22 protein-coding genes are annotated in these 26,760 nt (G+C 56.9%); all 22 read left to right on the top strand.

Annotated elements, in window-relative coordinates; genetic code table 11:
• Positions 1-2: 2 nt before the first annotated feature.
• Positions 3-1,550 (top strand): type VI secretion system contractile sheath large subunit, encoded by a 1,548-nt coding sequence (gene tssC / locus OWK27_RS13695; protein WP_267590588.1) that lies wholly within the window; start codon positions 3-5, stop codon positions 1,548-1,550.
• A gap of 15 nt (positions 1,551-1,565) precedes the next feature.
• The gene (gene tssK / locus OWK27_RS13690; RefSeq protein ID WP_267590587.1) at positions 1,566-2,903 is read left to right on the top strand and encodes a type VI secretion system baseplate subunit TssK; all 1,338 of its coding nucleotides are present in this window, start codon (positions 1,566-1,568) and stop codon (positions 2,901-2,903) included.
• Entirely contained in the window at positions 2,900-3,553 is a 654-nt protein-coding gene (gene tssL, locus OWK27_RS13685; RefSeq protein ID WP_267590586.1) for a type VI secretion system protein TssL, short form, read from the top strand. The genes tssK and tssL overlap by 4 nt, the downstream gene beginning before the upstream one ends.
• 2 nt (positions 3,554-3,555) lie before the next feature.
• The gene (locus OWK27_RS13680; protein WP_267590585.1) at positions 3,556-5,292 is read left to right on the top strand and encodes an OmpA family protein; all 1,737 of its coding nucleotides are present in this window, start codon (positions 3,556-3,558) and stop codon (positions 5,290-5,292) included.
• A 5-nt stretch (positions 5,293-5,297) separates the two neighbouring features.
• Complete coding sequence (gene hcp, locus OWK27_RS13675; RefSeq protein WP_001007319.1) at positions 5,298-5,789, top strand: type VI secretion system effector Hcp; 492 nt, start codon at positions 5,298-5,300, stop codon at positions 5,787-5,789.
• Between the two features lie 172 nt (positions 5,790-5,961).
• A complete protein-coding gene (gene tssH, locus OWK27_RS13670; RefSeq protein WP_267590584.1) occupies positions 5,962-8,592 on the top strand; it encodes a type VI secretion system ATPase TssH in 2,631 nt (876 codons plus the stop codon).
• Positions 8,589-9,149, top strand: a complete 561-nt coding sequence (locus tag OWK27_RS13665; protein ID WP_267590583.1) for a type IV secretion protein Rhs — start codon at positions 8,589-8,591, stop codon at positions 9,147-9,149. The genes tssH and OWK27_RS13665 overlap by 4 nt, the downstream gene beginning before the upstream one ends.
• Positions 9,143-9,685 carry a putative T6SS immunity periplasmic lipoprotein gene (locus OWK27_RS13660; protein ID WP_267590582.1) on the top strand — a complete coding sequence of 181 codons (543 nt, stop codon included), beginning with the start codon at positions 9,143-9,145 and terminating at the stop codon, positions 9,683-9,685. The genes OWK27_RS13665 and OWK27_RS13660 overlap by 7 nt, the downstream gene beginning before the upstream one ends.
• Positions 9,672-12,197 carry a type VI secretion system Vgr family protein gene (locus tag OWK27_RS13655; RefSeq protein ID WP_267590581.1) on the top strand — a complete coding sequence of 842 codons (2,526 nt, stop codon included), beginning with the start codon at positions 9,672-9,674 and terminating at the stop codon, positions 12,195-12,197. The genes OWK27_RS13660 and OWK27_RS13655 overlap by 14 nt, the downstream gene beginning before the upstream one ends.
• Positions 12,194-13,876, top strand: a complete 1,683-nt coding sequence (locus tag OWK27_RS13650; RefSeq protein ID WP_267590580.1) for a T6SS phospholipase effector Tle1-like catalytic domain-containing protein — start codon at positions 12,194-12,196, stop codon at positions 13,874-13,876. Before OWK27_RS13655 ends, OWK27_RS13650 begins: the two co-directional genes overlap by 4 nt.
• Before the next feature lie 17 nt (positions 13,877-13,893).
• Positions 13,894-14,574 carry a DUF2931 family protein gene (locus tag OWK27_RS13645; RefSeq protein ID WP_267590579.1) on the top strand — a complete coding sequence of 227 codons (681 nt, stop codon included), beginning with the start codon at positions 13,894-13,896 and terminating at the stop codon, positions 14,572-14,574.
• A 44-nt stretch (positions 14,575-14,618) separates the two neighbouring features.
• Positions 14,619-15,299 carry a DUF2931 family protein gene (locus OWK27_RS13640; protein WP_267590578.1) on the top strand — a complete coding sequence of 227 codons (681 nt, stop codon included), beginning with the start codon at positions 14,619-14,621 and terminating at the stop codon, positions 15,297-15,299.
• 123 nt (positions 15,300-15,422) lie between these two features.
• Positions 15,423-15,977 carry a tetratricopeptide repeat protein gene (locus tag OWK27_RS13635; protein ID WP_267590577.1) on the top strand — a complete coding sequence of 185 codons (555 nt, stop codon included), beginning with the start codon at positions 15,423-15,425 and terminating at the stop codon, positions 15,975-15,977.
• A gap of 90 nt (positions 15,978-16,067) precedes the next feature.
• Positions 16,068-16,334 carry a PAAR domain-containing protein gene (locus OWK27_RS13630; RefSeq protein ID WP_267590576.1) on the top strand — a complete coding sequence of 89 codons (267 nt, stop codon included), beginning with the start codon at positions 16,068-16,070 and terminating at the stop codon, positions 16,332-16,334.
• 3 nt (positions 16,335-16,337) lie between these two features.
• Positions 16,338-17,495 carry a type VI secretion protein gene (locus OWK27_RS13625; RefSeq protein WP_267590575.1) on the top strand — a complete coding sequence of 386 codons (1,158 nt, stop codon included), beginning with the start codon at positions 16,338-16,340 and terminating at the stop codon, positions 17,493-17,495.
• Entirely contained in the window at positions 17,479-20,862 is a 3,384-nt protein-coding gene (locus OWK27_RS13620; protein WP_267590574.1) for an ImcF-related family protein, read from the top strand. Before OWK27_RS13625 ends, OWK27_RS13620 begins: the two co-directional genes overlap by 17 nt.
• Positions 20,862-22,448, top strand: a complete 1,587-nt coding sequence (gene tssA, locus OWK27_RS13615) for a type VI secretion system protein TssA (RefSeq protein ID WP_267590573.1) — start codon at positions 20,862-20,864, stop codon at positions 22,446-22,448. Before OWK27_RS13620 ends, tssA begins: the two co-directional genes overlap by 1 nt.
• Positions 22,449-22,471: 23 nt before the next feature.
• Positions 22,472-24,235 carry a type VI secretion system baseplate subunit TssF gene (gene tssF, locus OWK27_RS13610; protein ID WP_267590572.1) on the top strand — a complete coding sequence of 588 codons (1,764 nt, stop codon included), beginning with the start codon at positions 22,472-22,474 and terminating at the stop codon, positions 24,233-24,235.
• Complete coding sequence (gene tssG / locus OWK27_RS13605) at positions 24,190-25,290, top strand: type VI secretion system baseplate subunit TssG (protein WP_267590571.1); 1,101 nt, start codon at positions 24,190-24,192, stop codon at positions 25,288-25,290. Before tssF ends, tssG begins: the two co-directional genes overlap by 46 nt.
• Positions 25,271-25,807, top strand: coding sequence for a type VI secretion system lipoprotein TssJ (gene tssJ, locus OWK27_RS13600; protein ID WP_267590570.1), 537 nt, complete (start codon positions 25,271-25,273; stop codon positions 25,805-25,807). Before tssG ends, tssJ begins: the two co-directional genes overlap by 20 nt.
• A gap of 1 nt (position 25,808) precedes the next feature.
• Complete coding sequence (gene tssE, locus OWK27_RS13595) at positions 25,809-26,252, top strand: type VI secretion system baseplate subunit TssE (RefSeq protein ID WP_176608819.1); 444 nt, start codon at positions 25,809-25,811, stop codon at positions 26,250-26,252.
• Positions 26,253-26,275: 23 nt separating this feature from the next.
• Positions 26,276-26,737: a hypothetical protein gene (locus tag OWK27_RS13590; RefSeq protein ID WP_267590569.1), complete on the top strand. Its 462-nt coding sequence runs from the start codon at positions 26,276-26,278 to the stop codon at positions 26,735-26,737.
• Positions 26,738-26,760: the final 23 nt, after the last annotated feature.

The raw sequence follows: 26,760 nt of genomic DNA, 5'->3' as shown, positions 1-26,760 counted from the left end.
AAATGCTGATGTCTGTACAAAATCAAAATGCCGTTACGGGCGAAAGTGTTGTGCTGGAACGACCGCAGACGGGCGGCGTTTATGCTTCCCTGTTTGAGAAAATCAATCTCAGCCCGGTTTCTGAACTGAGCGCACTGGATATCTGGCAGGATGCGCAGGCCATGTCTGACGCGAGCGCTGACGAGCGTCTGACCGCCGGGATGCAGGTGTTCCTGGAGTGCCTGAGTAAATCAGGTGCAAAAGTTGAGAAGCTGGATAAGACCCTGATTGACCATCATATTGCCACGCTGGACTACCAGATTAGCCGCCAGCTGGATGCCGTGATGCACAACCCGGAATTTCAGCGGGTTGAGGGGCTGTGGCGTGGTCTGAAGCACCTGGTGGACAACACCGATTATCGCCAGAACGTCAAAACCGAAATCCTCGACGTCTCCAAAGAAGACCTGCGCCAGGATTTTGAAGACTCTCCGGAAATTATCCAGAGCGGACTGTACGCACACACCTATATCGCAGAATACGACACCCCGGGCGGTGAACCGATCGGGGCGGTGATCTCCGCGTATGAATTCGACGCCAGCCCGCAGGATGTGGCGCTGATGCGCAATATCTCCAAAGTATCGGCGTCAGCCCACATGCCGTTTATTGGCTCTGCCGGGCCGAAATTTTTCCTCAAGGAAAATATGGAGCAGGTGGCTGCCATCAAGGATATCGGCAACTACTTTGACCGCGCGGAATATATCAAATGGAAATCTTTCCGTGAGACGGATGACTCCCGCTATATCGGTCTGGTGATGCCGCGCGTGCTGGGACGTCTGCCTTACGGTCCGGATACGGTGCCGGTGCGCAGCTTCAACTATGTGGAAGAGGTGAAAGGCCCGGATCACGAGAAGTATCTATGGACCAGTGCGTCATTCGCTTTTGCCGCCAATATGGTTCGCAGCTTTATCAACAACGGCTGGTGCGTTCAGATCCGTGGCCCGCAGGCTGGCGGCGCAGTGCAGGATCTGCCGATCCACCTGTACGATCTGGGTACCGGCAGCCAGGTGAAAATCCCGTCTGAGGTGATGATCCCGGAAACCCGTGAATTTGAGTTCTCAAATCTGGGCTTCATTCCGCTTTCTTACTACAAAAACCGCGATTATGCCTGCTTCTTCTCCGCGAACTCCACGCAGAAACCGGCACTGTATGACACCGCTAATGCGACGGCCAACAGCCGTATCAACGCCCGCCTGCCGTATATCTTCCTGCTGTCGCGCATTGCGCACTACCTGAAGATTATTCAGCGTGAAAACATCGGCACCACCAAGGACCGCCGTCTGCTGGAACTGGAACTCAACAACTGGGTGAAAGGCCTGGTCACCGAAATGACCGATCCAGGCGATGCGTTGCAGGCGTCTCATCCGCTGCGTGAGGCAAAAGTGGTGGTGGAAGACATTGAGGATAATCCAGGCTTCTTCCGCGTACAGCTGTTTGCCGTGCCGCACTTCCAGGTGGAAGGCATGGATGTGAACCTGTCGCTGGTCAGCCAGATGCCGAAAGCCAAAGCATAAGTCGGGGCATCAGGGATGAAAATATTTCGCCCGTTATGGGAAGACGGGGCCTTTCTGGCCCCGCAACAGTTCCAGCAGCAGGCCATATGGGATGCCCATATGGTTGATACGGTGGCCCGAATGGGGCTGGCACAGCCGTGGGGCGTGGTGGCGGCAGAGTTTGATGACAGCCTGCTGGCGCTTTCCCGCCTGAACGCTACACGCCTGACCGTCCGCTTCCCGGACGGCACGCTGATTGATACCGATCTGTCTGACAACCTGCCGCCTGTCTGCGATCTCTCGGCCGCCTCAGGCAGAACGTCCGTGGATATCGTGCTGGCCCTGCCGTTGCTCAGCGCAAACGGTGGCAATCTTGATGACGGCAGCGACAGCGAGCGTCCGCGCCGCTGGAAAGCTGAACGGGTTACCGTACAGGAGCTCGCCGGACATGAGCGCAGCGAGCTGGCTGTCCTGCGTCACAGCCTGACGTTGCGCATGGCCCATCAGGAGAATGCGGCGTACCTGACCTGTCCGGTCACCCGGCTGGTACGGGATGCGCAGGGGTTGTGGCGGCGCGACAGCAGCTTTATCCCGCCACTGCTTGCACTGTCGGCCTGCCCGGCACTGGTCTGCGATCTTTCCGACTTACTGCATCGTCTTCAGGCCCGCCGTCAGCGGTTGATGTCCATGCGTCGGGAAAGCAATGCCCGGCTAGCCGATTTTGCGGTGGCTGATGTGTCGCTGTTCTGGCTGCTGAATGCCCTGAACAGCGCAGAACCCGTACTGGCCGAACTGCTTGCTGTACCGGACCGTCATCCGGAGCTGGTTTACCGTGAACTTGCCCGGCTTGCCGGCAGCCTGCTGACCTTCTCTCTTGAGCACGATACGCGTGATATTCCTGCGTACCGTCATGATGCACCGGAGCAGGTTTTCCCACCGCTGCTCACCCTGCTAGACAAACTGCTTGAAGCCAGCCTGCCGTCCCGGGTCGTCTCCATTGAACTGAAACAGGATGGCGTGATGTGGAGAGGCGCTCTGCATGATGCTCGCCTCAGGGAAGGTGCCGATTTCTGGTTATCGGTTCGCTCCGCCATGCCCGCTCATGAGCTGCAGACGAAGTTCCCGCAGCTGTGCAAGGCCGGGAGCCCGGATGACGTCTCCGAGGTGGTCAATGTGGCGCTGAGTGGGATGGTTATTCGCCCGGTCACCCATGTACCGGCCGCCATTCCGCTGCGGCTGGAAAACCAGTATTTCGCGCTGGATTTAAGTACGGATGCGGCGCGGGCCATGCTGGACGCGGGAAACTGTACCTTCTATACCCCGGCTTCGCTGGGTGAGGTGAAACTGGAACTCTTTGCGGTGCTGCGGACATGAATCAATCCGGAATCATTCAGGCTGAACAGATTTTCTATCCCGGCTGGCTGATGGTGAGCCAGTTGCGTAGCGGCCAGGAGGTGCAGGACGGCAGGGCGCTGTACCGAAAGGCCCGGCAGCTGGTCACGCAGGCGCGTGACAAACTGGCTGAGGCAGGCTTCAGCCAGGCGAACATCGATACCATGCTCTATGCATTTTGCGCCCTGCTGGACGAGAGCGTCCTTAACCGGGGCAAAGCAGATGATGGCTGGCGCACCTGGCAGCAGGACCCGCTGCAGGCGCACTTTTTTGGCCGGCTTGATGCAGGTGAGGAGCTCTGGGAGCGTATTCGCGAGCAGTTAAAAGCCCCGGTAGCGGATCCGGTGGTGCTGATGTGTCTGTACCGTACCCTGCAGCTCGGCTTTACCGGCCAGTACCGTAGCCAGGATGACGAGCGCCGTGAAGATGTAGTGCGCGCTCTGGGCGAACGGGTACCGCCATTCGCCCTCAGTCAGGATGCGCCAGTGGTGGTCCGGGCTGCCGGGCGTCGAACCGGGCGGCGGATGTACTGGCTGTCATGGGGCGCGGGGATCGTGGCGCTGGCGGTAGTCTGGTTTGTGCTCTCATCCTTGCTGGCCGGGCAGGTGGCGCAGATTACGGGGCTGGGATGAACATGCACGAACGTTCCCGTCTTCTGCTGACGCTGCTGGCCCTGTTTTTAAGCCTGTGGCTGATCCTCGGCTTCTGGCCGCTGTCGGTCACAACCCGGTGGATCCTCTGTCTGGTGATTGTCACGGCTGCGGGCCTTGTGCTGTGGCGTCAGTGGCACCTGCGGCAGTCCCGTCGTGATGCCCTGAGTCGTTTCAGTGCTGACCACCTGCCTCCGGAGGATTATCAGGGCAGCGTGCTGTTCATTATCGGTGATGCTACGGCCTGGTCTGAATCGAGTCAGCCATTCCGGGAAACGCCTTCGGGCTGGTGGCTGCCGGTAGAGAATCCGGAGCAACTTCCTGTTCTGGCAGAACAGCTTGCGACCGTGCGCCCTGCGCTCGTTCCGCAGGTGGCCGTTATGCTGGGCCTTCTGCCGGAGCATCATACCTCGGATGACATGTTCGGGCAGTGGCTGCGGACCTGGCAACGGGCGGTGGCGCAGTGTCGCCCGTGGCTGAACGGCCTGCCGCCGGTGCTGGTGACTCTGATGGTTTCAGGGCCGTCCCGGCCGGATGTCTCAGAGGATGACATATCTGTCCGCTGGTTTACCGTAACGCCGGACCTGCCGGGTGTCCGGGTGCGTCTGCCGGCTTTGGGGGCGATCCCCGTGAGCGACTGGCTGCGGGAAAGCCCTGCCACAGACCGTCTGTCACGCCTGGGGGAGGCCTTCTGGCTGGATGCCATGCAGGCATGGTACGACCGTGTGGTGGGCGCGCAGCTTAATATCCGCCAGGGCGATTTGCCTGCACTGCCTCCCGTAGCCGCGGGATTCTGCCTGGCACCGGTGGCGGCAAAAGCGGACAACCTGTGGCAGCAGCATATCACGGCCCTCACGACCCTGCCGCCGTCGGCTGACATGCAGGCGGCGATATTGCCCCTGCCGGATATTCTGCTGGCGGGGCTGTCACGCCGCCGTGGACTCAGCCGCAGCCAGCAACGCTGGCGTCAGGCCGGAATGATTGCAGGCCTGTTTCTGCTGCTGGCAATGCTGGCCTCCTTTATTAATAACCAGCGGCTGCTCAACAGCGTCGGCGATCATCTGGCGCTTTACCATCGTCTGGACGGGAAGCCTCCTGCACCAAAGGCGCAGGCACAACAGCGCCTCAAAGCGGACAGTAATCTGCTGGATGACTGGCTACGTCGCGGCGCGCCGCTGCGGTACGGGCTGGGCCTGTATCAGGGGCTGCGTCTGATCCCGCCGGTGGAGGCTGCGCTCAGTGACTGGGCGCCACCACCTCCTCCTCGCCCGGTCATTAATAAGGTGGTGCAGGGGCCGAAGACCGTCCGCCTGGACAGCCTCTCACTGTTTGACTCCGGCAAAGCCGAACTTAAACCCGGCTCCACAAAAGTACTGGTGAACGCGCTGGTCGGCATTAAGGCGAAACCCGGCTGGCTGATCGTGGTCAGTGGCCACACGGATAACACCGGTAACCCGCGTCTTAACCAGAGGTTGTCACAGGCTCGCGCCACAGCGGTGCGCGACTGGATGCGCGACACCGGCGATGTGCCGGAGAGCTGCTTTGCGGTGCAGGGCTACGGCGAAAGCCGTCCTGTCGCCACCAACGACACGCCGGAAGGCCGGGCGCTCAACCGCCGTGTCGAAATCAGTCTGGTGCCGCAGGCGAATGCCTGTCAGCTGCCGGGCAACACACCCGCGCCATCGCAGGATGATGGCGTCTCAAAAAATGAAATGGAGTAATTAACATGGCAATTCCTGTTTATCTGTGGCTGAAGGACGACGGCGGTGCGGACATCAAAGGGTCCGTGGACGTTCAGGATCGTGAAGGCAGCATCGAAGTTGTCGCTCAGGAACACAACCTGTACATCCCGACCGACAACAACACCGGCAAGCTGACCGGCACGCGTATCCACACGCCGTTCCTGTTCACCAAGGAAATCGACTCCTCCAGCCCGTATCTGTACAAGGCGGTGACCACCGGCCAGACCCTGAAATCTGCGGAATTCAAGTGGTACAAAATCAACGATGCCGGCCAGGAAGTGGAGTACTTCAACACGAAGCTTGAGAACGTGAAGGTGGTGAAGGTGAATCCGGTGATGCATGACATCAAGGATCCGTCTTTCGAGAAGCACAACCACCTGGAGCAGATTGAGCTTCGCTACGAAAAAATCACCTGGACCTACAAGGACGGCAACATCATTCATTCCGATTCCTGGAACGAACGCGCCACCGCCTGAGTCTCGTGCGGACGGGGTCTCCCGTCCGCCGTTTTTGCTGAACGCCTGTAGCCGCGGACGTTCAGCAAAGAAAAACACAGTCTGCCTGCCCGACCTTATGCGCTTTGGGTTCCTGAATACCAGGAAAAGCGACGGGCGGTAGCGTGTCCGGAACTGATAAAGAGAGAGCCTCATGGAAAATCCAGCCAGCCTGTTACGTCGTCTGAACCCCTACTGCGCCCGCGCGATGGAAGGCGCAGCCTCCCTGTGCCAGACCCGCGCCCATGCGGAAATCCTGCCCGAGCACTGGCTGCTGAAGCTGCTGGAGCAGGGGGAGGGCGACCTGACGGTGCTGGCCCGCCGTTATGAATGGGATATGGACGGGATATGGCAGGATTTGCTGAATTTTCTGAAGAAGCTGCCCCGTTCAGTGCGCGGTCGCCCGCAGCTTTCGGACAGCACTCAGACCCTGATGCAGGACGCGTGGCTGCGCGCCTCGCTGGCAGGCGAAGCGCAGATCCGCAGCCAGCACCTGCTGATGGCGCTGGTGGACCGGCAGAGCCTGGTGCGCTGCGACGGCTTATGGCCGCTGCTGACGCTGGGGCTGAGCCAGCTTGAGCGTCTGCGACCGCTGCTGGATGCGCAGTCAGACGAGCGCAAAGTGGTACAGCAGGAAGAGGAACTGGCGCAGGGCGGCAGCGTGCCGCTGTCCGGCGGTGAGGTGAAAGAGGGCGAACTGAATCCGGCCCTGCAGAACGCGCTGGACAAGTTCACCCTTGACGTCACCGCTAACGCGCGTGAGGGCAAAATAGACCCGGTATTCGGCCGCGACAATGAAATCCGCCAGATGGTGGACATTCTCTCGCGGCGTCGCAAGAACAACCCGATTCTGGTCGGCGAGCCGGGCGTGGGGAAAACCGCCCTGGTGGAAGGGCTGGCGCTGCGCATCGCCGAAGGGAACGTGCCGGAGTCCCTGAAAGCGGTGAGCCTGCGCACGCTGGACCTCGGTCTGCTGCAGGCGGGGGCGGGCGTGAAGGGTGAGTTTGAACAGCGCCTGAAAAACGTCATTGATGCGGTGCAGCAGTCTCCGTCCCCGGTGCTGCTGTTCATCGACGAGGCCCACACCATTATCGGGGCGGGCAACCAGGCGGGCGGCGCGGATGCGGCCAACCTGCTGAAGCCCGCGCTCGCCCGCGGTGAACTCAGGACCATCGCCGCCACCACCTGGAGCGAATACAAGCAGTACTTTGAGCGCGACGCCGCGCTGGAGCGCCGCTTCCAGATGGTAAAGGTGGACGAGCCGGACGACGACACCGCCTGCCTGATGCTCCGGGGCCTGAAATCCCGCTACGCGCAGCACCACGGGGTGCACATTACCGATGAGGCGGTCAGGGCGGCGGTCACCCTGTCCAGACGCTACCTGACAGGCCGCCAGCTGCCGGACAAGGCGGTTGACCTGCTGGACACCGCGTCGGCCCGCGTGCGCATGAGCCTCGACACCGTGCCGGAGCCGCTGACCCGGATGAAGGCGCAGCTCACGGCCCTGGCGATGGAGAAGCAGGCGCTGCTGGAGGATATCGCGGTGGGTAACCTCACCCACGATGAGCGGCTGGCGGCCATCGAGCAGGACGAGGTCCGCATTATTCTGGAGCTCGACGAACGGGAGGCGCAGTACGGCCAGGAGCTGAAACTCACGGAAGCGCTGGTGGCCTGCCGCGCAGATATCTCCCGTCAGGCGGAGATTTCAGACCTGCAACAGCAACTGAGTGAAGCTCAGCAGGACAACCCGCTGCTGGGGCTGGACGTGGATGCGCGTACCGTCGCCACGGTGATTGCCGACTGGACGGGCGTGCCGCTCTCGTCATTAATGAAGGACGAGCAGACGGAGCTGTTACGCCTCGAAGAGCACCTCGGTAAACGCGTGGTGGGCCAGGATGCGGCGCTGAGCGCCGTGGCGCAGCGCCTGCGCGCGTCCAGAGCCGGCCTGACGCCGGAGAACGGGCCGCAGGGCGTGTTCCTGCTGGCGGGGCCGAGCGGGACGGGGAAAACCGAAACCGCGCTCACACTCGCCGATGCGCTCTATGGCGGCGAAAAGTCGCTGATTACCATCAATCTCTCTGAATACCAGGAGCCGCACACCGTGTCGCAGCTGAAGGGTTCCCCTCCGGGCTACGTCGGCTACGGTCAGGGCGGTATTCTGACTGAGGCCGTCAGAAAACGCCCGTACAGCGTGGTGCTGCTGGACGAAGTGGAAAAGGCGCACCGGGACGTGATGAACCTGTTCTACCAGGTCTTTGACCGGGGCTTTATGCGCGACGGCGAGGGGCGTGAAATCGACTTCCGTAACACGGTGATTCTGATGACCTCCAACCTGGGCGGCGACCACATCATGCAGATGCTGGACGAACAGCCGGAGGCGACAGAGGCCGGCCTGCACGAGCTTGTCCGTCCGCTGCTGCGCGACCACTTCCAGCCTGCGCTGCTGGCGCGTTTCCAGACGGTGCTCTACCGCCCGCTCAGTGAGGCCGCCATGCGCACCATCGTGGCGATGAAGCTGGACAAAGTCTCACAGCGCCTTGCCCGTCACTACGGTATCCGCACGACCATTGATGAGAGCCTGTACGACGCGCTGACCGCCGCCTGCCTGCTGCCGGATACCGGTGCGCGCAATATCGACAGCCTGCTAAACCAGCAGATTTTACCGGTGCTGAGCCAGCAGTTTCTGAGGTATATGGCGGCGAAGCGAAAACCGCAGGCACTGACTCTGGGATGGCGTGAGGAGGAGGGGATTGTGATTGAGCTACGGCAGGAAGGTGAGCAATGACCATCCATGATAAAAAAAAGAATGCTGATCAAAAGGAAGAGAAGGAAGGAACGCTGCGGTTACTGACTTCAGGTGAGATTGCACTGGCGAAGTCAGTATTCAGATCGACGATCCCGTACCATAAGGTCTGGATCCACCATGACAGTTATCTTCCTTTTGGACTTCAGGACAAAAATACGGCGATGAGCCCGAACGGGGAGATTTATTTCCGTCACTGGTACAGAGATGATTACGCGTCTGCTGTGCCTTTTCTGCAACATCTTTTTATTCACGAAATGAGTCATGTCTGGCAGCGTGAAAAAGGAATGAACGTCATCGGACGGGGCCTGATTAGTTGGGCAGTGAGTTACCGTTATGTCCTGGATGGACGTCTGTTAAGTGAATATCCCATGGAGCAGCAGGCACAGATTATTGCCGACCATTTTTCTTTGCAGGTTGAAGGGTACGAAACATGGTGTGATATGAGAAAAGCAGGCGATATCACGCTTGACGGAAACATGTCTGAGTATGTTGTCCGCAACCTGTATTCCAGCACGTTGCGGGGGTTCCCATGGTGAAAATAATAACCTTTCGCTGCCGGTATGCTTTTTTGCTCAGCCTGACGTTACTGGCTGGATGCCCCGGACACGGGGATTACCTTCGGCCTGATGAAATAACAACGGTCAGCACAAGTGGTGACAATGTGTGCTTCAGCGTTCCGGAGCCAGAGGACTACCAGCCAGTCAGTATTTCCATCGATCCAAGGGGAACCCGATTCAGGGAGCGGCAAATTACATTTGATCCCACGCTTCGTATCGTGAACAGCCAGCTATGCATCCCGCCTTCATTCCATTCTTTTCCTGATAAAGGCCAGTTCATTGTCAGATATGTCCTGAACTCTGAGCGCCATAAGGATGCACCGCGCAGCATGGTCGCCGGGGTAGAGATTGCCGACGGGTGTATTTTCGACATCCCGCTTAATGATATGGAGGCAGTGAGACCATACGGCGAGTTGAAAGACAGTGATGTTCAGCCCGACCAAAGCGAACGCAATGGTTACTGCAAATACTCTCTTAGATCGGTTCATGGAGTGAAAAATAATGAATCTCTCTGACTCTCTGAAAAACGTGTTATCCGGGGCGGGAACACTGAACCGCTATAGGCTTGATATTCCTTCCTGTCCGTCACCACTGGATGTTGAAGACTTCAGCGGAATTGAAGGTATAAGTAAGATTTACAGGTATGACATCCTATTTACCAGTACGGACAAACATCTTGATGCTGCATGGTTCCTGCGTAAATCCGTAACCCTGACGATGGGAACCGGGTTACTGGAAAGCCTGACTGAACAGAAAAAAGTGCACGGTATTATCACTGATTTCAGACGCATTTCTGGCTCAGCTGACCAGACACAGTACCGGATCACGCTTAAACCTTTTCTCTTCCTGCTGGATAAACAGTTCCGCACACACCGCTTCTTCGTTAATAAATCAGTACCTGAGGTGGTGGAGCAGGTTCTGACTGAACACGGTATGAAGGGCTGGGAGTTTGAATTCAGGCTTAAAAAAACGTACCCGAAACGTGAGCAGATTAATCAGTATCAGGAAAGCGATCTGACATTTATCCAGCGTCTTCTGGCGGAAGTGGGGATTTTCTATTTTTTCACCCTGCAACCGGATACTCAGACAGAAGTTATCCACTTCGGGGACACCCAGGCTGCGCTGATGTTTGATAAAACGCTGGCGATTAACAGTCCGTCTGGCATGAGTGACAATGGTGCTGACTCGGTGTGGGCGCTAAACGTGGCGCACCGTGTGGTGGAAGGTAGTGTCACCACAAAGGACTACAATCACCGCGAAGCCCAGAACCTCCTGATGTCTGCGCCAGCAGATATGACCCGCGGTGAAGGTGACAACATCAACTATGGTGAGGTGTACCATTACCAACTGCGCCACCCTGAAAGGGGCGATAAAATTGACCCGGCACCGGAGACCGCTAACTTCTGGGCCCGCCTCGATCACGAACGTTTTCTGGCCGGGCAGACTACCATCACCGGCAAAAGCACCGATGCCAGCCTCTCACCGGCACAGGTCCTGACCATCACTGACAGTATTCATCCGACATTACCCGCGCAGTTACAGGGACCCGTACTGCTCACGCATATTATCTTCACCGGTAGCAGGAAGGCCGCGCTGCTGGCAGAGTTAACCTGTGTACCCTACAGTGAGGTTATCTGCTGGCGCCCGCCTTTACTGCCTCGCCCGAAAGTCACTGGCACCATGACCGCCCGAGTGACCAGTGCAAAAGAAGGGGATATTTACGCCTGGCAGAATGCATCAGGCCTGTACCGGGTGAAATTTGATGCCGACCTGGATGACAAAAATCCGGGCCAGGAAAGTATGCCGGTGCGTCTGGCGAAGCCTTACGGCGGCGACGTATATGGTTTTCACTTCCCGTTAATACAGGGTACTGAAGTGGCGATCGCCTTCCATGAAGGCGATCCGGACCGCCCCTATATCGCCCATGCCCTGCATGATTCCCGCCATGTTGACCATGTGACGGAGAAGAACAGCACCCGAAATGTGATCCGCACTGCTGCGTTTAACAAACTGCGGATGGAAGACAAACGGGGTGAGGAACATATCAAGCTCAGTACCGAATATGGGGGCAAGACGCAGCTGAACTTAGGTCACAATGTGGATGCGTCCAGAGCACTTCGGGGGGAAGGTGCTGAGCTGCGGACGGATGACTGGGTAAGTATCCGGGGCGGGAAAGGGGTGTTTATCAGTGCGGATATACAGCCTCAGGCGCAAGGACAGATGCTGGAGATGGATGATGCTATCCGGCAACTGGAGCAGGCATTAACGTTGGCTCGAAGTATGGCAAAGGCTGCCATCTCTGCAAAGGCCACTCAGGGGGATGTCGGTAGTCAGCAACGATTGAATGCCTCTTTAAGTGACCTCACCGCACCGGGCATGCTGCTGCATGCTCCAGAGGGAGTTGGTATGGTCAGTGCCAGGGCGCTGCGGATAGCTTCGGGAAGTGAAAGTGTGGGTATCATGTCGGGAGACAACACCGATATCAGTGCTGGCCAGTCGTTCACCGTTGCAGCAGGGGAAGCCGTCAGTCTGTTGGCAAATAACCAGGGTATGCAGTTGCTGGCAGCAAAAGGCGAGGTAAATATTCAGGCGCAAAGTGACGCTTTATCGGTTAGCTCTCAACAGGATCTTGAGATTCAAAGTTCTGAAGGGACAGTGACTGTCTCCGCTCAACATGAACTGGTCCTTGCGTGTGGCGGGGCTTATATCAAACTAAGCGGTGGAAATATCGAACTGGGTTGTCCGGGAAATATTCTGCTGAAAAGCGCGAATGTACAAAAGATGGGCGCAGCCAGCCTTGATATCGCACCGATCGAAATGCCGGTAGGATTTGGTGGTGGTTTTATTCTTACCGATGATAAAGGTATTCCGCAGCCGTCAACGCCTTATCGAATAACAACGGTAGAGGGCGATGTGTTACAGGGAATTACTGATGAAAATGGCAAAACAGCGCCAGTCAATACATCAATTCCGTCATCGATAAAAGTTGAGTTCGGTAAGGTAAAAACTAACGGAGAGGCGGAATGACAAAATACCAGGGGTATGACGTAACAGATGCCACCCATAAAACCAGTATTCATAATGACTGGAAAACGGTTGTCGCAAAGAAAAAGCCAGTACGCGGTGTGACCTTAACCATCGGTGTGTTTTTCGATGGTACAGGGAATAATCGTGAAAATACCGCATCTCGCCTGCTGAAATTTAATGAGTGCAGTGCTCCCAGCCAGGGTGTGAATCAAAACGATGCGCAAAGCTGTGAGGACTTTCTTGAAGCCATCAATAAAGACAGCCTCTCGAATGGCAGCTACAGAGGATATTATTCAAATATTCACTGGTTGAATACTCTCTACTTGCCAGATCAGGCACTTAAGGAAGAGCAGACGTCAGCTCAAATCAAAACCTACATTTCAGGGATAGGTACCGCGGCGGGGGAATCAGACTCGGCCATTGGCATGGGGCTGGGCACCAGTATTCTGGATATGTTTGAAGGTGTGGTGACGAAAACTGACGAGGCAATGGAAGGGATCGCCAGCGAACTTTTAGCTTTTATGAAGCGAAATGTCCAACAGGATTTCTGTATTGCAAAAATTCAGTTTGATGTCTTTGGTTTTAGCCGTGGGGCGGCGGCGGCGCGGCACTTTGCCAACCGGGTGATGGAACAGGATCCTGCAATAGCCAGCGTGATCGCGAAAGGGCTCAGGGGGGACTTTTACGACGGTAAGCCTTCCGGTGAAGTTCGCTTCCTGGGACTTTTCGATACCGTGGCGGCCATTGGCGGGATCAGTAATTTCTTCGATATTAATGGCCGCAGCAATCCGAGAGTGAAACTGGAATTGCGTCCTTCTGTTGCGAAGAAAGTTTTCCAGATCACCGCGATGAATGAATACCGGTATAACTTCAGCCTGAACAGCATTCAGGGTATGTGGCCTGAGCTTGCGCTGCCGGGAGCGCATTCAGACATTGGCGGGGGGTACAATCCGGTGGGCTCACCTCTGCAGGAAAATGAAAGTCTGTTTCTGAGCTGCCCTGAATTTGAAATCGTCAGCGACGATACCAGAGAAACCGATACGCGAGTCTATCGTAAGGCGGAGAAAGCGAGAGAAATGCTGATGTCTTTGCCTGCCTTAAAGCACATTTTGCCTCACGGGAAAATCACCACTAAAACCCGCTCCGTTGGTGTGATAAACAGCAATCAACATCGGAATGGCACAATACAAAAACAGGTGGGAGCCGCCGTGTTTTTTGAGCGCATGGCCGTTCCCAATGAATGGGCCAACGTCTGCCTGCGGGTGATGCTTGATGCGGCTCAGGAGGCGGGGGTATTGTTCTATGAAATCCAGGAAGGGGATGAAAAATATTCATTGCCGACAGAGTTGAAAGCCCTTTGTGATAAAGCCATCGCCCAGGGAAAAGCGGTACGTCTGGGACAGGAGCCTCAGGCCTTTACTGAAGAAGAACGGCTGCTTATAGGGAAATATACCCACTGCTCCGCCAAATGGAATATCGAGTCCGACCGTAATTTATGGGTGGATCCTAAAACGGGAGAGATATTTATTCATCGTTTCGGTCCCAAAGAAGATAAGGCGTTTGTCTTCCCGAATAAACCCAATGACCACTGGGTGCGTTCCGTATGGTATATGGACGATCAGCAGCGGTTAAATGATAACGCAGTAAAAAACGACAACGTTTTGACGTCTAATTTTTAACGCTACAGGATGGCAATATGACCAGAGTGAAACTCATTTTTACTGCACTGTTGCTGGTGTCAGTGACCGGATGTACCGCAGAAAAAACTTCGTCTCTTGCTCCGGATGAGACCGAATGGGGTTACAAAAAACTGCCCTACGACGAATGGAAATTCCTCTTTATCTATCCCAATGCACTGCCTGCAAAGGCCACCCAGGCGCTGATGGTGGATGGTGCCGGTTACAAAACGACGTACGAATATGTTGATAACACCGAGCAAAGTCAGGTCAGCGTAGGACGCTGGAATGACCATCTGGGCGTGACTCAGTCGTATTATAACAAAGGTAAAGCGCTGCCACTGATGCTGCGTTTTTGCTGGGACTCGGTTATCGATAAAAAGAGTTATGAAACCCTGATATTGTTCAAGAAAGGGACCTGGGAGCAGATGACCACGTTATATACAGACAGCTATCGCCCCGATGAGACGTATTATCGTGACACTATGGTGATTGGTCTGGCCCCCGGCGGCAAGGTAAGTGTCTGGCTGGATAATTTAGGAGATCCGGTGGTACCTCAGTCGGATGCCAAAATCACCACCGTATCCGGTGACAAAATGCAGATGTGTAAAGGCGTAACTGATTTCCCTAATGGTTATGGATACACCAAAGGGACAAAAGCTTTCATCGAAGGTAAAACCTACCCCTACGGCAACTGGTGAGAGCCGGCATTTGCGCCAAGTTATTAACGCTACAGGATGGCAATATGACCATAGTTAAACTCATTTTTACTGCACTGTTGCTGGTGTCAGTGACCGGATGTACCGCAGAAAAAACTTCGTCTCTTGCTCCGGGTGAGACCGAATGGGGCTACAAAAAACTGCCCTACGACGAATGGAAATTTCTCTTTATCTATCCCAAAGCACTGCCCGCCCTGGCCACTCAGGCGCTGATGGTGGACGGTGCCGGTTACAAAACTACCTACGAGTATATTGATACGACGAGACCAAGTCAGGTCAGCGTAGGGCGCTGGAATGACCATCTGGGGGTGACACAGTCGTATTATAACAAAGGTAAGGCGCTGCCGCTGATGCTGCGTTTTTGCTGGGACTCGGTCATCGATAAAAAGAGTTATGAAACCCTGATATTGTTCAAAAAAGGGACCTGGGAGCAGATGACCACGTTATATACCGACAGCTATCGTCCCGATGAGACGTATTATCGTGACACGATGGTGATTGGTCTGGCCCCTGGCGGCAAGGTAAGTGTCTGGCTGGATAATTTAGGTGATCCGGTGGTCCCTCAGTCGGATGCCAAAATCACCACCGTATCCGGTGACAAAATGCAGATGTGTAAAGGCGTGACTAAAAGTGATTTTTCATATGGATATGATCAAGATATTAAAGAATTTATCAAGGGTAAAACCTACCCCTACGGCAACTGGTGAGAGCTGACATTTACGCCAAGTTATTAACGCTACACGATGGCAATATGCCTATTCACTTAGTGAATAGGCGAATGCTTGTTTCTGACTTTACTTATTTTTTTAACGTTAAAGGTATAGGCGATAATGAGATTGTTGTTTTTTCTTTTTATTATCAGTGCTACCTCTTGTGTTTCCCAGCCAACAAACATTGATCTGGCCACCGAAACGAACGCTGATGATCTATATACTATAGCTAATATGTATAGCTCAGGATTTGGAGCCCCGAAAGATATAGGCACTGCTTTCAAACTATATGAAAAAGCAGCAAGGCTTGGAAATGTTGATGCTCAGCTTGCTGTGGGTGATTTTTATTATGATGGTACAGAAGTCCAGCGAAGCTATTCAAAATCCAGGTATTGGTACGAAAAATCGGCAAGAGGAGGTAATGCAATATCTCAATCTAATTTAGGGTATATGTATTTAAATGGAGAAGGTGTCTCGGTTGATAATAAAACTGCCAGGTTCTGGTTTGAACTTGCAGTAAAACAGGGCGATCCTGCGGCAGAGTATTTTTTGGGTGTGATGTATTTAGATGGGAAGGGAGTTGAGAAAAATGAACAAAAGGCAAGATTATTATTTCAGAAAAGTTGTACAGGAGGATCATCTTTGGCTTGTGATAAGTTAAATAATAGAAATTAAAGATAATAAATTAAACATATCTTTGTTGTGTACTGCTTGCTTTTAATCAAAGGATAACTAACCAAAGCATTTTTAATGCTGGAGTGTTTTATGTCTAAAGGTTTCGTTTTACTCGGTGATAAAACAACACACGGCGGAGAAGTTATTTCGGCATCCTCCACCATGATTGTTAACGGCAAAAAAGTTGCACTGATTGGCGATATGGTGAGTTGTCCTATACCCGGACATAGTACCAATCCTATCGTGGAAGGCGCACTCGAATGGTCATCTGACGATAAGTCTATCGCGGTGGACGGATGTAAATGCCAGTGCGGATGCCAGGTGATCTCCAGTGCACCGGATTGCGCAATAGGATAATCCATGGGCTGGAACAGAGCGAAATCTTTGACAACGGAGTTGTCCCCGGCACCGTCCATGTTGTGGTGGTTGCTGACTGGCGTGCTGATGGCCATCGCCGGGATTTTATTATTCTTAATCCACGCCTCCGGTATGGTGAAATCGCTTTCGGGATGCAATATCTGGATGGTCTCCCTCGCACCGTCAGGAGTCTGGCTGTTTCTTCTTTGCCTGAGAGGCTGGCTGCGGGGTAAAGAAGTTGATGAACATAATTTTTTGAAAAAAGAAGCTGAACATGCCCAGAAACAATGGGAAGCCTGGACTGAAAGGTATCTTGCGATTGTTGGCAGCTGTATTTTTTTACCCGATAAGATTACCGCGGGCTGCCTCCACGATGCATTACCGCTGCAGTACGGTCTTATCAGGAAAATAGACTACCTCTCTGACCGCTCTCATCTGGCAGATGAGTCCTTGCATCAGCTGCTTGTGGGTATAACAGATGCGCTTTGCCAGTTGCCTTCAGGTCTTCCATTGCAAGTGACGCTGGTAACCGATCTGCCCGATTCCGGATTATCTGAGTCCTTTACCCGCGTCTGGACATCCTTGTTCCCACAACGCGCTGCGCCTGATGACATCACAATAACGCCTGTCTTTTCCATGGGATGGGTTGAAGAGCGCCTGAAGCAGCCGGATCTGACAGTCAGCCTGATTCTGGTAATGCAACTTTGCGGCGGCGACACCTGTTCCGACGGACTGGCCGCATTATTACTGACCAGTGATGATGTGGCGCAAAAATACCGTCTGCCACACCCGGCCCGTCTGTTGCGGCCGATGCTGCTGGACATGGACAAATTTGAAGAAGATCTCACGTTGTTTCTTGAAACCCAGACTATTGCCTGCCGGACTGCCCGTGTACTGGCTGACAGCTGCAACTGGGAAAAGGTTGCTGCACCGCTCATGACCGTCGGGAGCGAACATGGTGCTGGGTGGGATCCTGCCGGGCGTATGTTGCTGGAAAAGTGGTGCGGTATCCCGGGCCCCGCGGCCCCATGGTTGCTGACCGCCCTGGCGGCCGATCTGGTCACCCTTGGTAATCCCTCTCTTTTGACGTTGTTCTCCTCCGGAGAAGAGCGCTTTATCAGTACCGTCACATCAGGAAGTGAAGATGAACACATCGGGTAGTCTGTTTGGTCGTCTCGGGCGGGTCGGGATCGTTTTTGTCGGCGTGGCGGCAATCTGGTGGCTGATAACCCGTTACGGTGCACGCCTGGGCATAGAGACGCGCAATGAGCAAATCCTGGCACTGGTGCTCCTGTGTCTGGGACTGGCGTTTATCCGCTATCTGCCAGCCATCAAAAAATATGCACAGGAACTGGCACATCGCCGCAAGGCCCGCCAGGAGAGTGGTTTGCCCGACGATGAATCCCGGCTGGTGCAGACCCCTCCGCATAACGTCACCGTCAACGACATCCGTCAGACCCTGCGGCATCAGTACGGCAGGCTCTGGAGCCGCAGGGTACGAATCCTGCTGGTCACCGGCCACGTCAGCGATGTGGAACAACTGACGCCCGGGCTGACATCACAATACTGGCAGGAAGACCAGGGAACCCTGCTGCTCTGGGGCGGAGATCCGGCGCAGCCGGAAGATCAGGCCTGGCTCACTGCGCTGCGTCGCCTTCGCCATCGTCCTGCTGATAGCATGGTTCTGGTCACCAGTGCTCTGGGTGCTGCGTCGTCTGCGTCGTTCACTGGGGATGCGCTGGATACGCTGTCCCGGGGCATCAGCGCACGTTATACCTGCCTTGGCTGGCGGCTGCCGCTGTACGTCTGGTCACTTCAGCAGGCCGGTGACGATGCAGCGCGTGTCACCCAGCCGGTGGGGTGCCTGTTACCGGCCCGATGCCAGCCGGACAAGCTGGCCGGCCAGTTGCAGGCGCTGGTTCCGGGGCTGGTCGCCCGGGGGATCCAGCAGGTTTGCGATGCCCCGCAACACCATTTTCTGTTGACGCTGGCTGACCGGCTCAGCAATGACATCGCCTCCGTTTCGGGGCCGTTATCTGCGTTGCTGAACCCTTATCGTCCGTTGCCACTGGCCGGGGTGGTGTTCAGCCCTGCGACCACCGGTGGCGAGCGTACCGTAAAACACCACTGGGGCCGTGATAACCGCTGGGACGCTATCGTGGAAACGGTAAAGGCGCTTCCCGCCGGGCTTCGCCCGCACAGGCCGGGCTTCAGCTGGCGCAGTGCGCTGGCGGTCACCGTCTCTGTACTGATGCTGCTATGGGGGGCGGGCATGGTGGTTGCCTTTCTGGGTAACCGCAGCCTGGTCTCGAACGCACAGGAGCAGGTCCGGCGGACGCTGGACACCCGGCAGCCTGAGGCCGGGCGGTTGCAGGCGCTGTCTGAAATGCAAAAAACCATATCCCGCCTGCAATACCGAGAGGCGCACGGGGCGCCCTGGTACCTTCATGCCGGGATGAACCAGAACGCAGCCCTGCTGGCGGCGGTGTTACCCCGCTACGCGCAGGGCGCATTACCTCTGCTGCGTGATGCCGCCGCCGGGCACCTTCAGCAGCAGCTTGAGGGCTTTATCCAGCTTCCGCCGGACAGCCCGCAGCGCAGCCGGATGGCAAAAGCCGCATATGACCAGCTCAAACTCTACCTGATGCTGGCATACCCGCAGCGGATGGAGCCTGCCTGGTTCAGCCGCACACTGATGCGGGACTGGCCCCAGCGTGAGGGTGTCGCACAGGGGATCTGGCAGGCGAAGGGGCCGGATCCGCTGGCTTTTTACGGCGCGCAGTCTGCAGCGCATACGCAGTGGCAGTTGCCAGCGAATGACGGGCTTGTCAGTCAGGCCCGAACCCTGCTGGTCCGCCTGATGGGGGTGCGTAACAGTGATGCCACGCTGTACCAGAAAATGCTCTCGCAGGTGGCGCACCAGTATGCCGACATGCGTCTTGCGGATATGACTGGCGATACGGACGCCGCCCGGCTCTTCACTACCGATGATGTGGTGCCCGGGATGTTCACCCGCAAGGCCTGGGAAGAGGCGGTTCAGCCAGCCATTGATCGGGTGGCAAAAGGGCGGCGTGAAGAGATGGACTGGGTGCTAACGGACAGCGGCAAGACATCGCAGCAGCAGGCTTCACCGGAAGAGGTCAGGCAGCGCCTGACGGCACGCTATTTTGCCGATTTCGGCGGCGCCTGGCTGGCTTTCCTCAACGGTCTGCGCTGGCAGAAAGCGGAAACGCTCTCTGATGCCATTGACCAGCTGACGCTGATGGCGGATGTGCGTCAGTCGCCGCTGGTTGCCCTGATGAATACCCTGAATGTCCAGGGGCGTACCGGCAGAACCGGCGAGGCGGTGGCTGATTCGCTGGTTAAATCCGCCAGAAACCTGCTTTCCCGGGATACGCAACCGGCCATTGACCAGAGTGCTGTTGCGCACGGGCCGCTGGATGCCACCTTCGGGCCGGTGCTGGCACTGATGGATAATCAGGGCGGTGGCAGCGACGTGCTCAGCCTCAAGACCTTCCTGACCCGGGTGACGCAGGTGCGTCTGCGCCTGCAGCAGGTCACCAACTCTTCCGACCCGCAGGCCATGACCCGGACGCTGGCGCAAACCGTGTTTCAGGGGAAGGCGGTGGATTTAACCACCACCCGCGACTACGGCAGCCTGATGGCGGCAGGGCTCGGCCAGGAGTGGAGCGGCTTTGGCCAGACTGTTTTTGTCCGGCCGATGGAGCAGGCCTGGCAGCAGGTGTTGTCTCCGGCGGCGGAAAGCCTGAACGCACAGTGGAGGGCGTCGGTGGTGGATGAGTGGAACAGTACCTTTGGCGGACGTTATCCGTTCAAAAATGTCAGCAGCGACGTGTCGCTTCCCCTGCTGGCGAAATACCTCAACGCCGACTCCGGGCGTATCGCCCGCTTCCTTCAGGGCAACCTGAACGGCGTTTTACACCGTGAAGGGAGCCGCTGGGTGCCGGACAGTATTAATGCGCAGGGGCTGAATTTTAACCCGGCTTTTTTACGCGCGGTCAATACGCTGAGCCAGATTGCGGATGTGGTATTCACCAATGGTGAAGCCGGTCTGCATTTTGATTTACGCCCCGGGACGGCGGCAGGAGTCATGCAGACGGACATGGTGATTGATGGCCAGAAGCTTACCTACGTTAACCAGATGCCCACCTGGAAACGCTTTACCTGGCCTGCTGACACCGAGGCACCGGGTGCCGCCTTAAGCTGGATCAGCACCCAGGCCGGTACGCGGCAGTATGCCGATATGCCCGGAAGCTGGGGGCTTATCCGCCTGCTGGATGAAGCCGATGTGCAGCCTTATTCAGGTGCCGCCAGCAGCTTCAGCGTGCGCTGGAAGGCGCAGGACGGCAGGTTACTTAACTACATTTTGAGAACGGAAGCGGGGGCCGGACCGCTCGCGCTGCTAAAACTGCGTAACTTTGTTCTGCCGGATACGATTTTCAGCGTCAGCGCCGCCCCGCAGGCGGATATGGATTTTGCCGGTATCACCGAAGAAGGAGACAACTGATGGCGACCATTAATTCCCTGCTCAGCGCCTGTCTGGCCACAGCAGAAGAGACGGGGGCCAGAGCGCAGGCGCGTATCGCCCTGTGGGACAACTGGCTTGCGCCGGTTGCCGCGGACAATCCTGCCGGGGATGACCCCGGTTACGATGACGACTTCCAGCAGATGCGTGAAGAGGTCAATAAGCTCTCCGGGGCTGATACGGAGCTTGTCTGCCAGCTTGCGGAAAAGGTCCTGACCACGACGGCCAAGGATATCCGCGTGGCGACGTACTACACCTGGGCCCGTCTGCACAGAGATGGAGAAAGCGGTCTGGCGGACGGCCTGGAGCTGCTGGCCGGGCTGCTTCAGCGTTATGGTAGTCAACTGCATCCGCTACGCGACCGTAGCCGGATGGCGGCGCTGGCGTGGCTGGGCAGTACCCGCATGCTGGACAGTCTCTCCCTTTATCCCGAGGTGGCGAAGGCTGATACCCTGCGTATCGCCGGTGCGCTCTGGCTGGCCGAGCAAACATTCACTGACGATGCTTCCCGCCCGGAACTGGGTGGCCTGTATCAGGCGCTCGAGGCCCGGCTGATGAAATCCGGCGGTGTCGATGCCATTGTCCCCCAGAACGTGGCCGATACGCCTGCTCCCGCTGCAGGCAGCAGCCCACCCGTCTTGTCCGGTATCACCTCCGGACAGGACCTGCTCTCACAGGCGAGGGTGCTGGCGAAATACCTGCGTGACCAGCCAGACGGCTGGCTCGCAGGGCATCATCTGATGAAAAGCATCCGCCACGACACCCTGCATCAGTTACCACCGCTATCGGCAGATGGCAAAACCCGTATTGAGCCGCCTAAACCGGACCAGCGCGCGCTGCTGAAAAGGCTGTACCTGCAGCAAAGCTGGCTGGAGCTGCTGGAGCAGAGCGACAGCATGTTTACCCGGGGAGCCAACCACCTGTGGCTGGATTTACAGTGGTATAGCCATCAGGCGCTGGTGAAGTCCGGGCAGGAAGCGCTTGCCGATATCGTACAGAACGACCTGAAGGGGCTGCTCACCCGCCTGCCGGGCCTTGAGACGCTGGGCTTTAACGACGGCACGCCGTTTGCGGATGAAGTGACGCTGAACTGGATACGCCAGCAGGTGATGGATGGCGGTGTCCACTGGCAGGACGAGACATCCGTGACAGCGGCGGCAGCCTCCGGGGATAACGATATTCTGGCGCTGGAGCCGGAAGCCTTACAGATTGCCGACAGCGAAGGAGCGGATGCGGCGCTTTCCTGGTTACAGAAGCGGCCCGGCATTACCACAGCACGCCAGCAGTGGCTGTTGCGCCTGCTGATGGGACGTGTCGCTGAGCAGGTCGGCAAAAATGAGCTGGCGGTGCATCTGTTTGCAAAACTGGATGAACAGGCTGGCGGGATGACGCTCAGTGAATGGGAGCCGGAACTGCTGTTCGAAGTGCGCGCCCGTCACCTCAAGCTCCTCAGGCTGAAAGCCGGACGCAGTGAAGCCGATAAAACCCGCCTGGCTCCTGTGATGGACACGTTACTGGCTGGGCTGATTGCTATTGACCCTGCCCGTGCAGCGGTACTGTGTGGATAAAGTGAAAGAGAAACCGGAACGAAATGGACGATTTAACCCTGCGTTATTTTGACGCCGAAATGCGCTACCTGCGCGAAGCCGGAAAGGAGTTCGCACAAACCCATCCTGACCGGGCGGCGATGCTGGATCTCGATAAGGCCGGGACACCCGACCCCTACGTGGAGCGCCTGTTTGAAGGTTTTGCCTTTTCCATGGGGCGGCTGCGTCAGAAAATTGATGATGACCTGCCGGAGCTCACCGAAAGCCTGGTCAGCATGCTCTGGCCGCATTACCTGCGCACCATTCCCTCCCTGTCGGTGGTGGCCCTGACGCCCCAGCTGTCGGCAATGAAAATGGCCGAAATCGTACCCGCCGGGCTGGAAATCAGCTCCCGGCCCGTGGGTCCGAAAAATACCGTCTGCCGTTACCGTACCACCCGCGATATGCCGCTCAACCCCATGGCGGTGGAACAGGTCACCATGGCCACGGAGCCGGACGGTCGTTCGCTCCTGAGAATACGTTTTGCCTGCAGCACACAGGCGGACTGGTCGCAGACTGACCTGAAGCGCCTGTGCCTGTACCTGGCGGCGGAAGCCCCGGTCAGCAGCGCGCTACACCTGATGTTGACGAAACGTCAGGCGGCCCTGTACCTGCGCCTGCCGGGGCAGACCGACAGAATACGCCTCGACGCCTGGTTTTCCCCTGGCGGCTTTGCGGAGGAGGACCGCCTGTGGCCCAAAGGCGACAGCGCCTTCAGCGGTTACCAGCTGCTGCTGGAATATTTTACCTTCCGGGAAAAGTTTATGTTCGTTCACATGAACGGGCTGGAAAACATCACCCTGCCGGCAGGTATACCGGGGTTTGATATTGAGGTGGTGCTGAATCAGCAGTGGCCGTCTGACCTGCCGGTGACGGATGATGCCCTGCGCCTGCACTGTGTGCCGGTGATTAACCTTTTCACGCTTGAGGCCGACCCGCTGACCGTCAGCGGCCTGGAGAGTGAATATCTGCTGCGTCCGAAACGCGTGCAGGATGGACATACGGAGATATATTCCGTGGATTCGGTGACCGGCTCCGGGCGTTCCGGCTGCGCGGAATACGTCCCCTTTACCAGTTTTCGCCACCGGGGCGGCATGCTGCGCCAGGAGGCGCCAGAGCGTTATTACCACACCCGCGTGAAGCGGGGCGTCACCGGCATGCACGATACCTGGCTGATCCTCGGTGGACAGCAACAGGAGGCTGTCAGTATGGCAGAGCGGGAGACGTTATCCCTGCGCATCACCGGCACCAACGGCCAGCTGCCCAGAAGAGCGCTTCAGAGCACGCTGCTTGACCGCTGCGAGCAGACGTTACAGACCCGGGTGAGCGTTCGCAACCTCTGCAAGCCCACCCTGCCGGTCTATCCCCCGGCAGAGGATCGCTTTCACTGGCGGGTGATGAGCCACCTGGGGACTGGATTTCTCAACATGATGAGTAGCGCCGACGTGCTGCGCGGCACGCTTGCCCTCTACAACTGGCAGGAGGATGAGCTGAACAACCGTCGTCTAGATGCCATTCTTGCGGTGGCGCACCACCGCATCCAGCGCTTTGAGGAGGGGTATCTGCTCAGGGGACTGGATGTGGAGGTGACGGTCGACGGTAACGGTTTCACAGGAGAGGGTGATGTCCACCTTTTCGGCGAGATGCTCAACCGTTTCCTGGCGCTCTATGCCGACATGAACCAGTTTAACCAGCTTACCCTTATCGTTCAGCCTGAAGGAAAATGCATCCGGTGGAAAGAGAACCACAGTCCGCGTCTGCCCGGCTGATTGCGCAGTACCGGGAGTTCCTCCCGTATACCAGTTTTTACCGTTTCGGCCAGTTGCTTGAACAAAGCCTGCCGGATGCGCCCGTTACCGGCAGCAGCTGGCAGGTCCGTCAGGAGCCGGTGCGCTTCCGTCCTCATCCCGGGATGGGCTTCCCCGCTGGTGAAATCAGAGGGGCGGAAGCGCCTGAGCATCCGCATCTGCCGCCCACCGTACGCATCAACTTTATGGGGCTTTACGGCGTCGAATCGCCGCTGCCGTCTCACTATATTGACGATATTGCGCAGCAGCGGGAGGGGTATGAAGCGACGGCGGATTTTCTCGATATCTTCAACCATCGCCTTATCGCCCAGTATTACCGTATCTGGCGTAAATATTCGTACCCGGCCATTTTTGAGGCCGGCGGGCAGGACAGAACGTCACAGTATCTGCTTGGGCTTGCCGGGCTCGGCATTCCCGGATGTGCGCAGAACATTGCCACACCGGTTTCACGCTTCCTGGCGTTATTGCCGGTGATGCTGCTGCCTGGACGCACGGCGGAAGGGCTGGTATCGCTGGTCAGCCTGCTGGCACCCGGAACACAGGGTCGAGTCTGGCATCATGACCGGCGCCGCATACCGCTGAACGCCCCGGTGACCATGAGCGTGCGCCAGCCGGTTAGCCTGAAAGGACGTCCGGTAATGGGAGACCATGCCACGGATGTGAACGGCCAGGTGCTGTTGCAGCTCACAACCGGAGATGCCCGTGAAGCGCAAGGCTGGTTACCCGGAGGGCGACTGCACGCTGACCTTCTGGCGCTGCTGCATGTTTATCTCGGAAGCCGCCTGGACGTTCGCATGCAGCTCCGCGTGGATCGCGCGCTGCTACCTGATGCACAAATCTGTTGCCGCACGACACCGGACAGCCCCCAGCTGGGGCGAACAGCCATCATGAAACCGCTGGCTGCGGGGGCGTCACGGACCCCCCGTCCGATCATTATCAGTCTGGGCCGATATCAGCGGGTTCAGGAAAATCATCAACGTAAGGAGACTCATGAGGATGGCGATTACCGCTGGTAATACCGGTTCCTGTCTGGCTGCTGTAGTGCTTTCCCTGTCACTGTCAGGCTGTGGCCTGACACAAAAGGTGACGGATGGCACGGTGGCCGTGACGAAATCCATTTTCTACAGGCAGGTGAAAACGCTGCATCTGGACATCCGCGCGCGCGAGGCGGTTAACAGCAATGCCGGAGGCATACCGCTGTCCACCGTGGTGCGCATTTATCAGCTGAAGGAACGTCAGGCCTTTGACAGCACGGACTATCCGTCACTGTTTGCCCGCGACAGCCAGGCACTGAAAGCCGATATCGTCGCGCAGAAAGACATTCGGCTGTTGCCCGGCGGGGCTGTACTGGTGGATATGCCGATGGATGACGCGGCACGGTACGTGGCGGTAGCGGCAATGTTCCTGGCGCCTGACCAGGCGAATGATACCTGGCGGGTGGTGCTCACCCGGGATGACCTTGACCCCGACAAACCCCGTATCATTGATGCGGGTAACAACCGGCTGGTGCTGAAACCTGTGGAGGGCAACTGATATGCCGCGTCCTTCCCTGTATGACATGCTGTACGGCAACGTGGCCGGCGGGCTGGAGCTGAACCACGTCAGCGAAGAAAACCAGCTCATCCTGTCGGTGCTGGACAACATGCAGCGCATTCTCAACTGCCGGGCGGGCACGCTGGCGCATCTGCCTGACTACGGCCTGCCGGACATGACGAAAATCCTCCAGGGAATGCCCGGTACCGCCCATCAACTGATAGCCACCCTGTCAGGGGTGTTACTGAAATATGAGCCACGCCTGAAAAGCCTGAATGTCACCCTGCTTGAGCAGACGCAGCCGGGCGAGCTGCGCTACGCCATTGATGCTGAACTGAAGGGCATCGGGCTGGTGCGCTATGGCACCGAGTTTATGCCGGAAGGAAGGGTGCTGTTACGGCACCTTAAACAACAACAGTACCTGGACAGCAGGGCCAGGATCTGAGTTACAGGGAAGAACGGTTAACCATGTCAGCAAAAATGCAGTTTCTCACAAAACTACAGGCCCGGAAGGAACCCCTACGCGGCAGTAAAAACAGAAACCAGGCGGACATTGCGGAGTTCCGTCTCCGGATGGAGCAGCTTCAGGAACAGATCTCCGGCTGGCTAGCGGGTACCGGCGTCACACCTGAATTATCCGACGTATTGCTCTCCGACCTGCTGGTGGAAGGCCGGGTTTTTAAGGTGCCGGGTATTTCGCTGTGTTATGAAAACAGGATGATAAAACTTACCCCGCTGTTTTTGTACGCTCAGGGCGTGACGGGCGGAGTGGAAGTTTCTCTTCATGCCCAGGGACGCGTCACCGCGCTGGGGCGTTTATTTATGCGCGCAGGTCACGTTAAGCACTGGACTTTTAATCAGCAAAATGGGCCTGCCTGCACGTTTGATGAAGAGGTTTTTTTTGAGGTTATTGCGGGGCTTTTGCCATAGAAAGGCAGATAGCTGCGAAGTTG

Origin of the sequence: Enterobacter cloacae complex sp. 2022EL-00788 (assembly GCF_026627565.1) — a bacterium.
Lineage (GTDB): Bacteria > Pseudomonadota > Gammaproteobacteria > Enterobacterales > Enterobacteriaceae > Enterobacter > Enterobacter pasteurii.
This window is presented reverse-complemented; position numbering and strand designations above follow the sequence as displayed.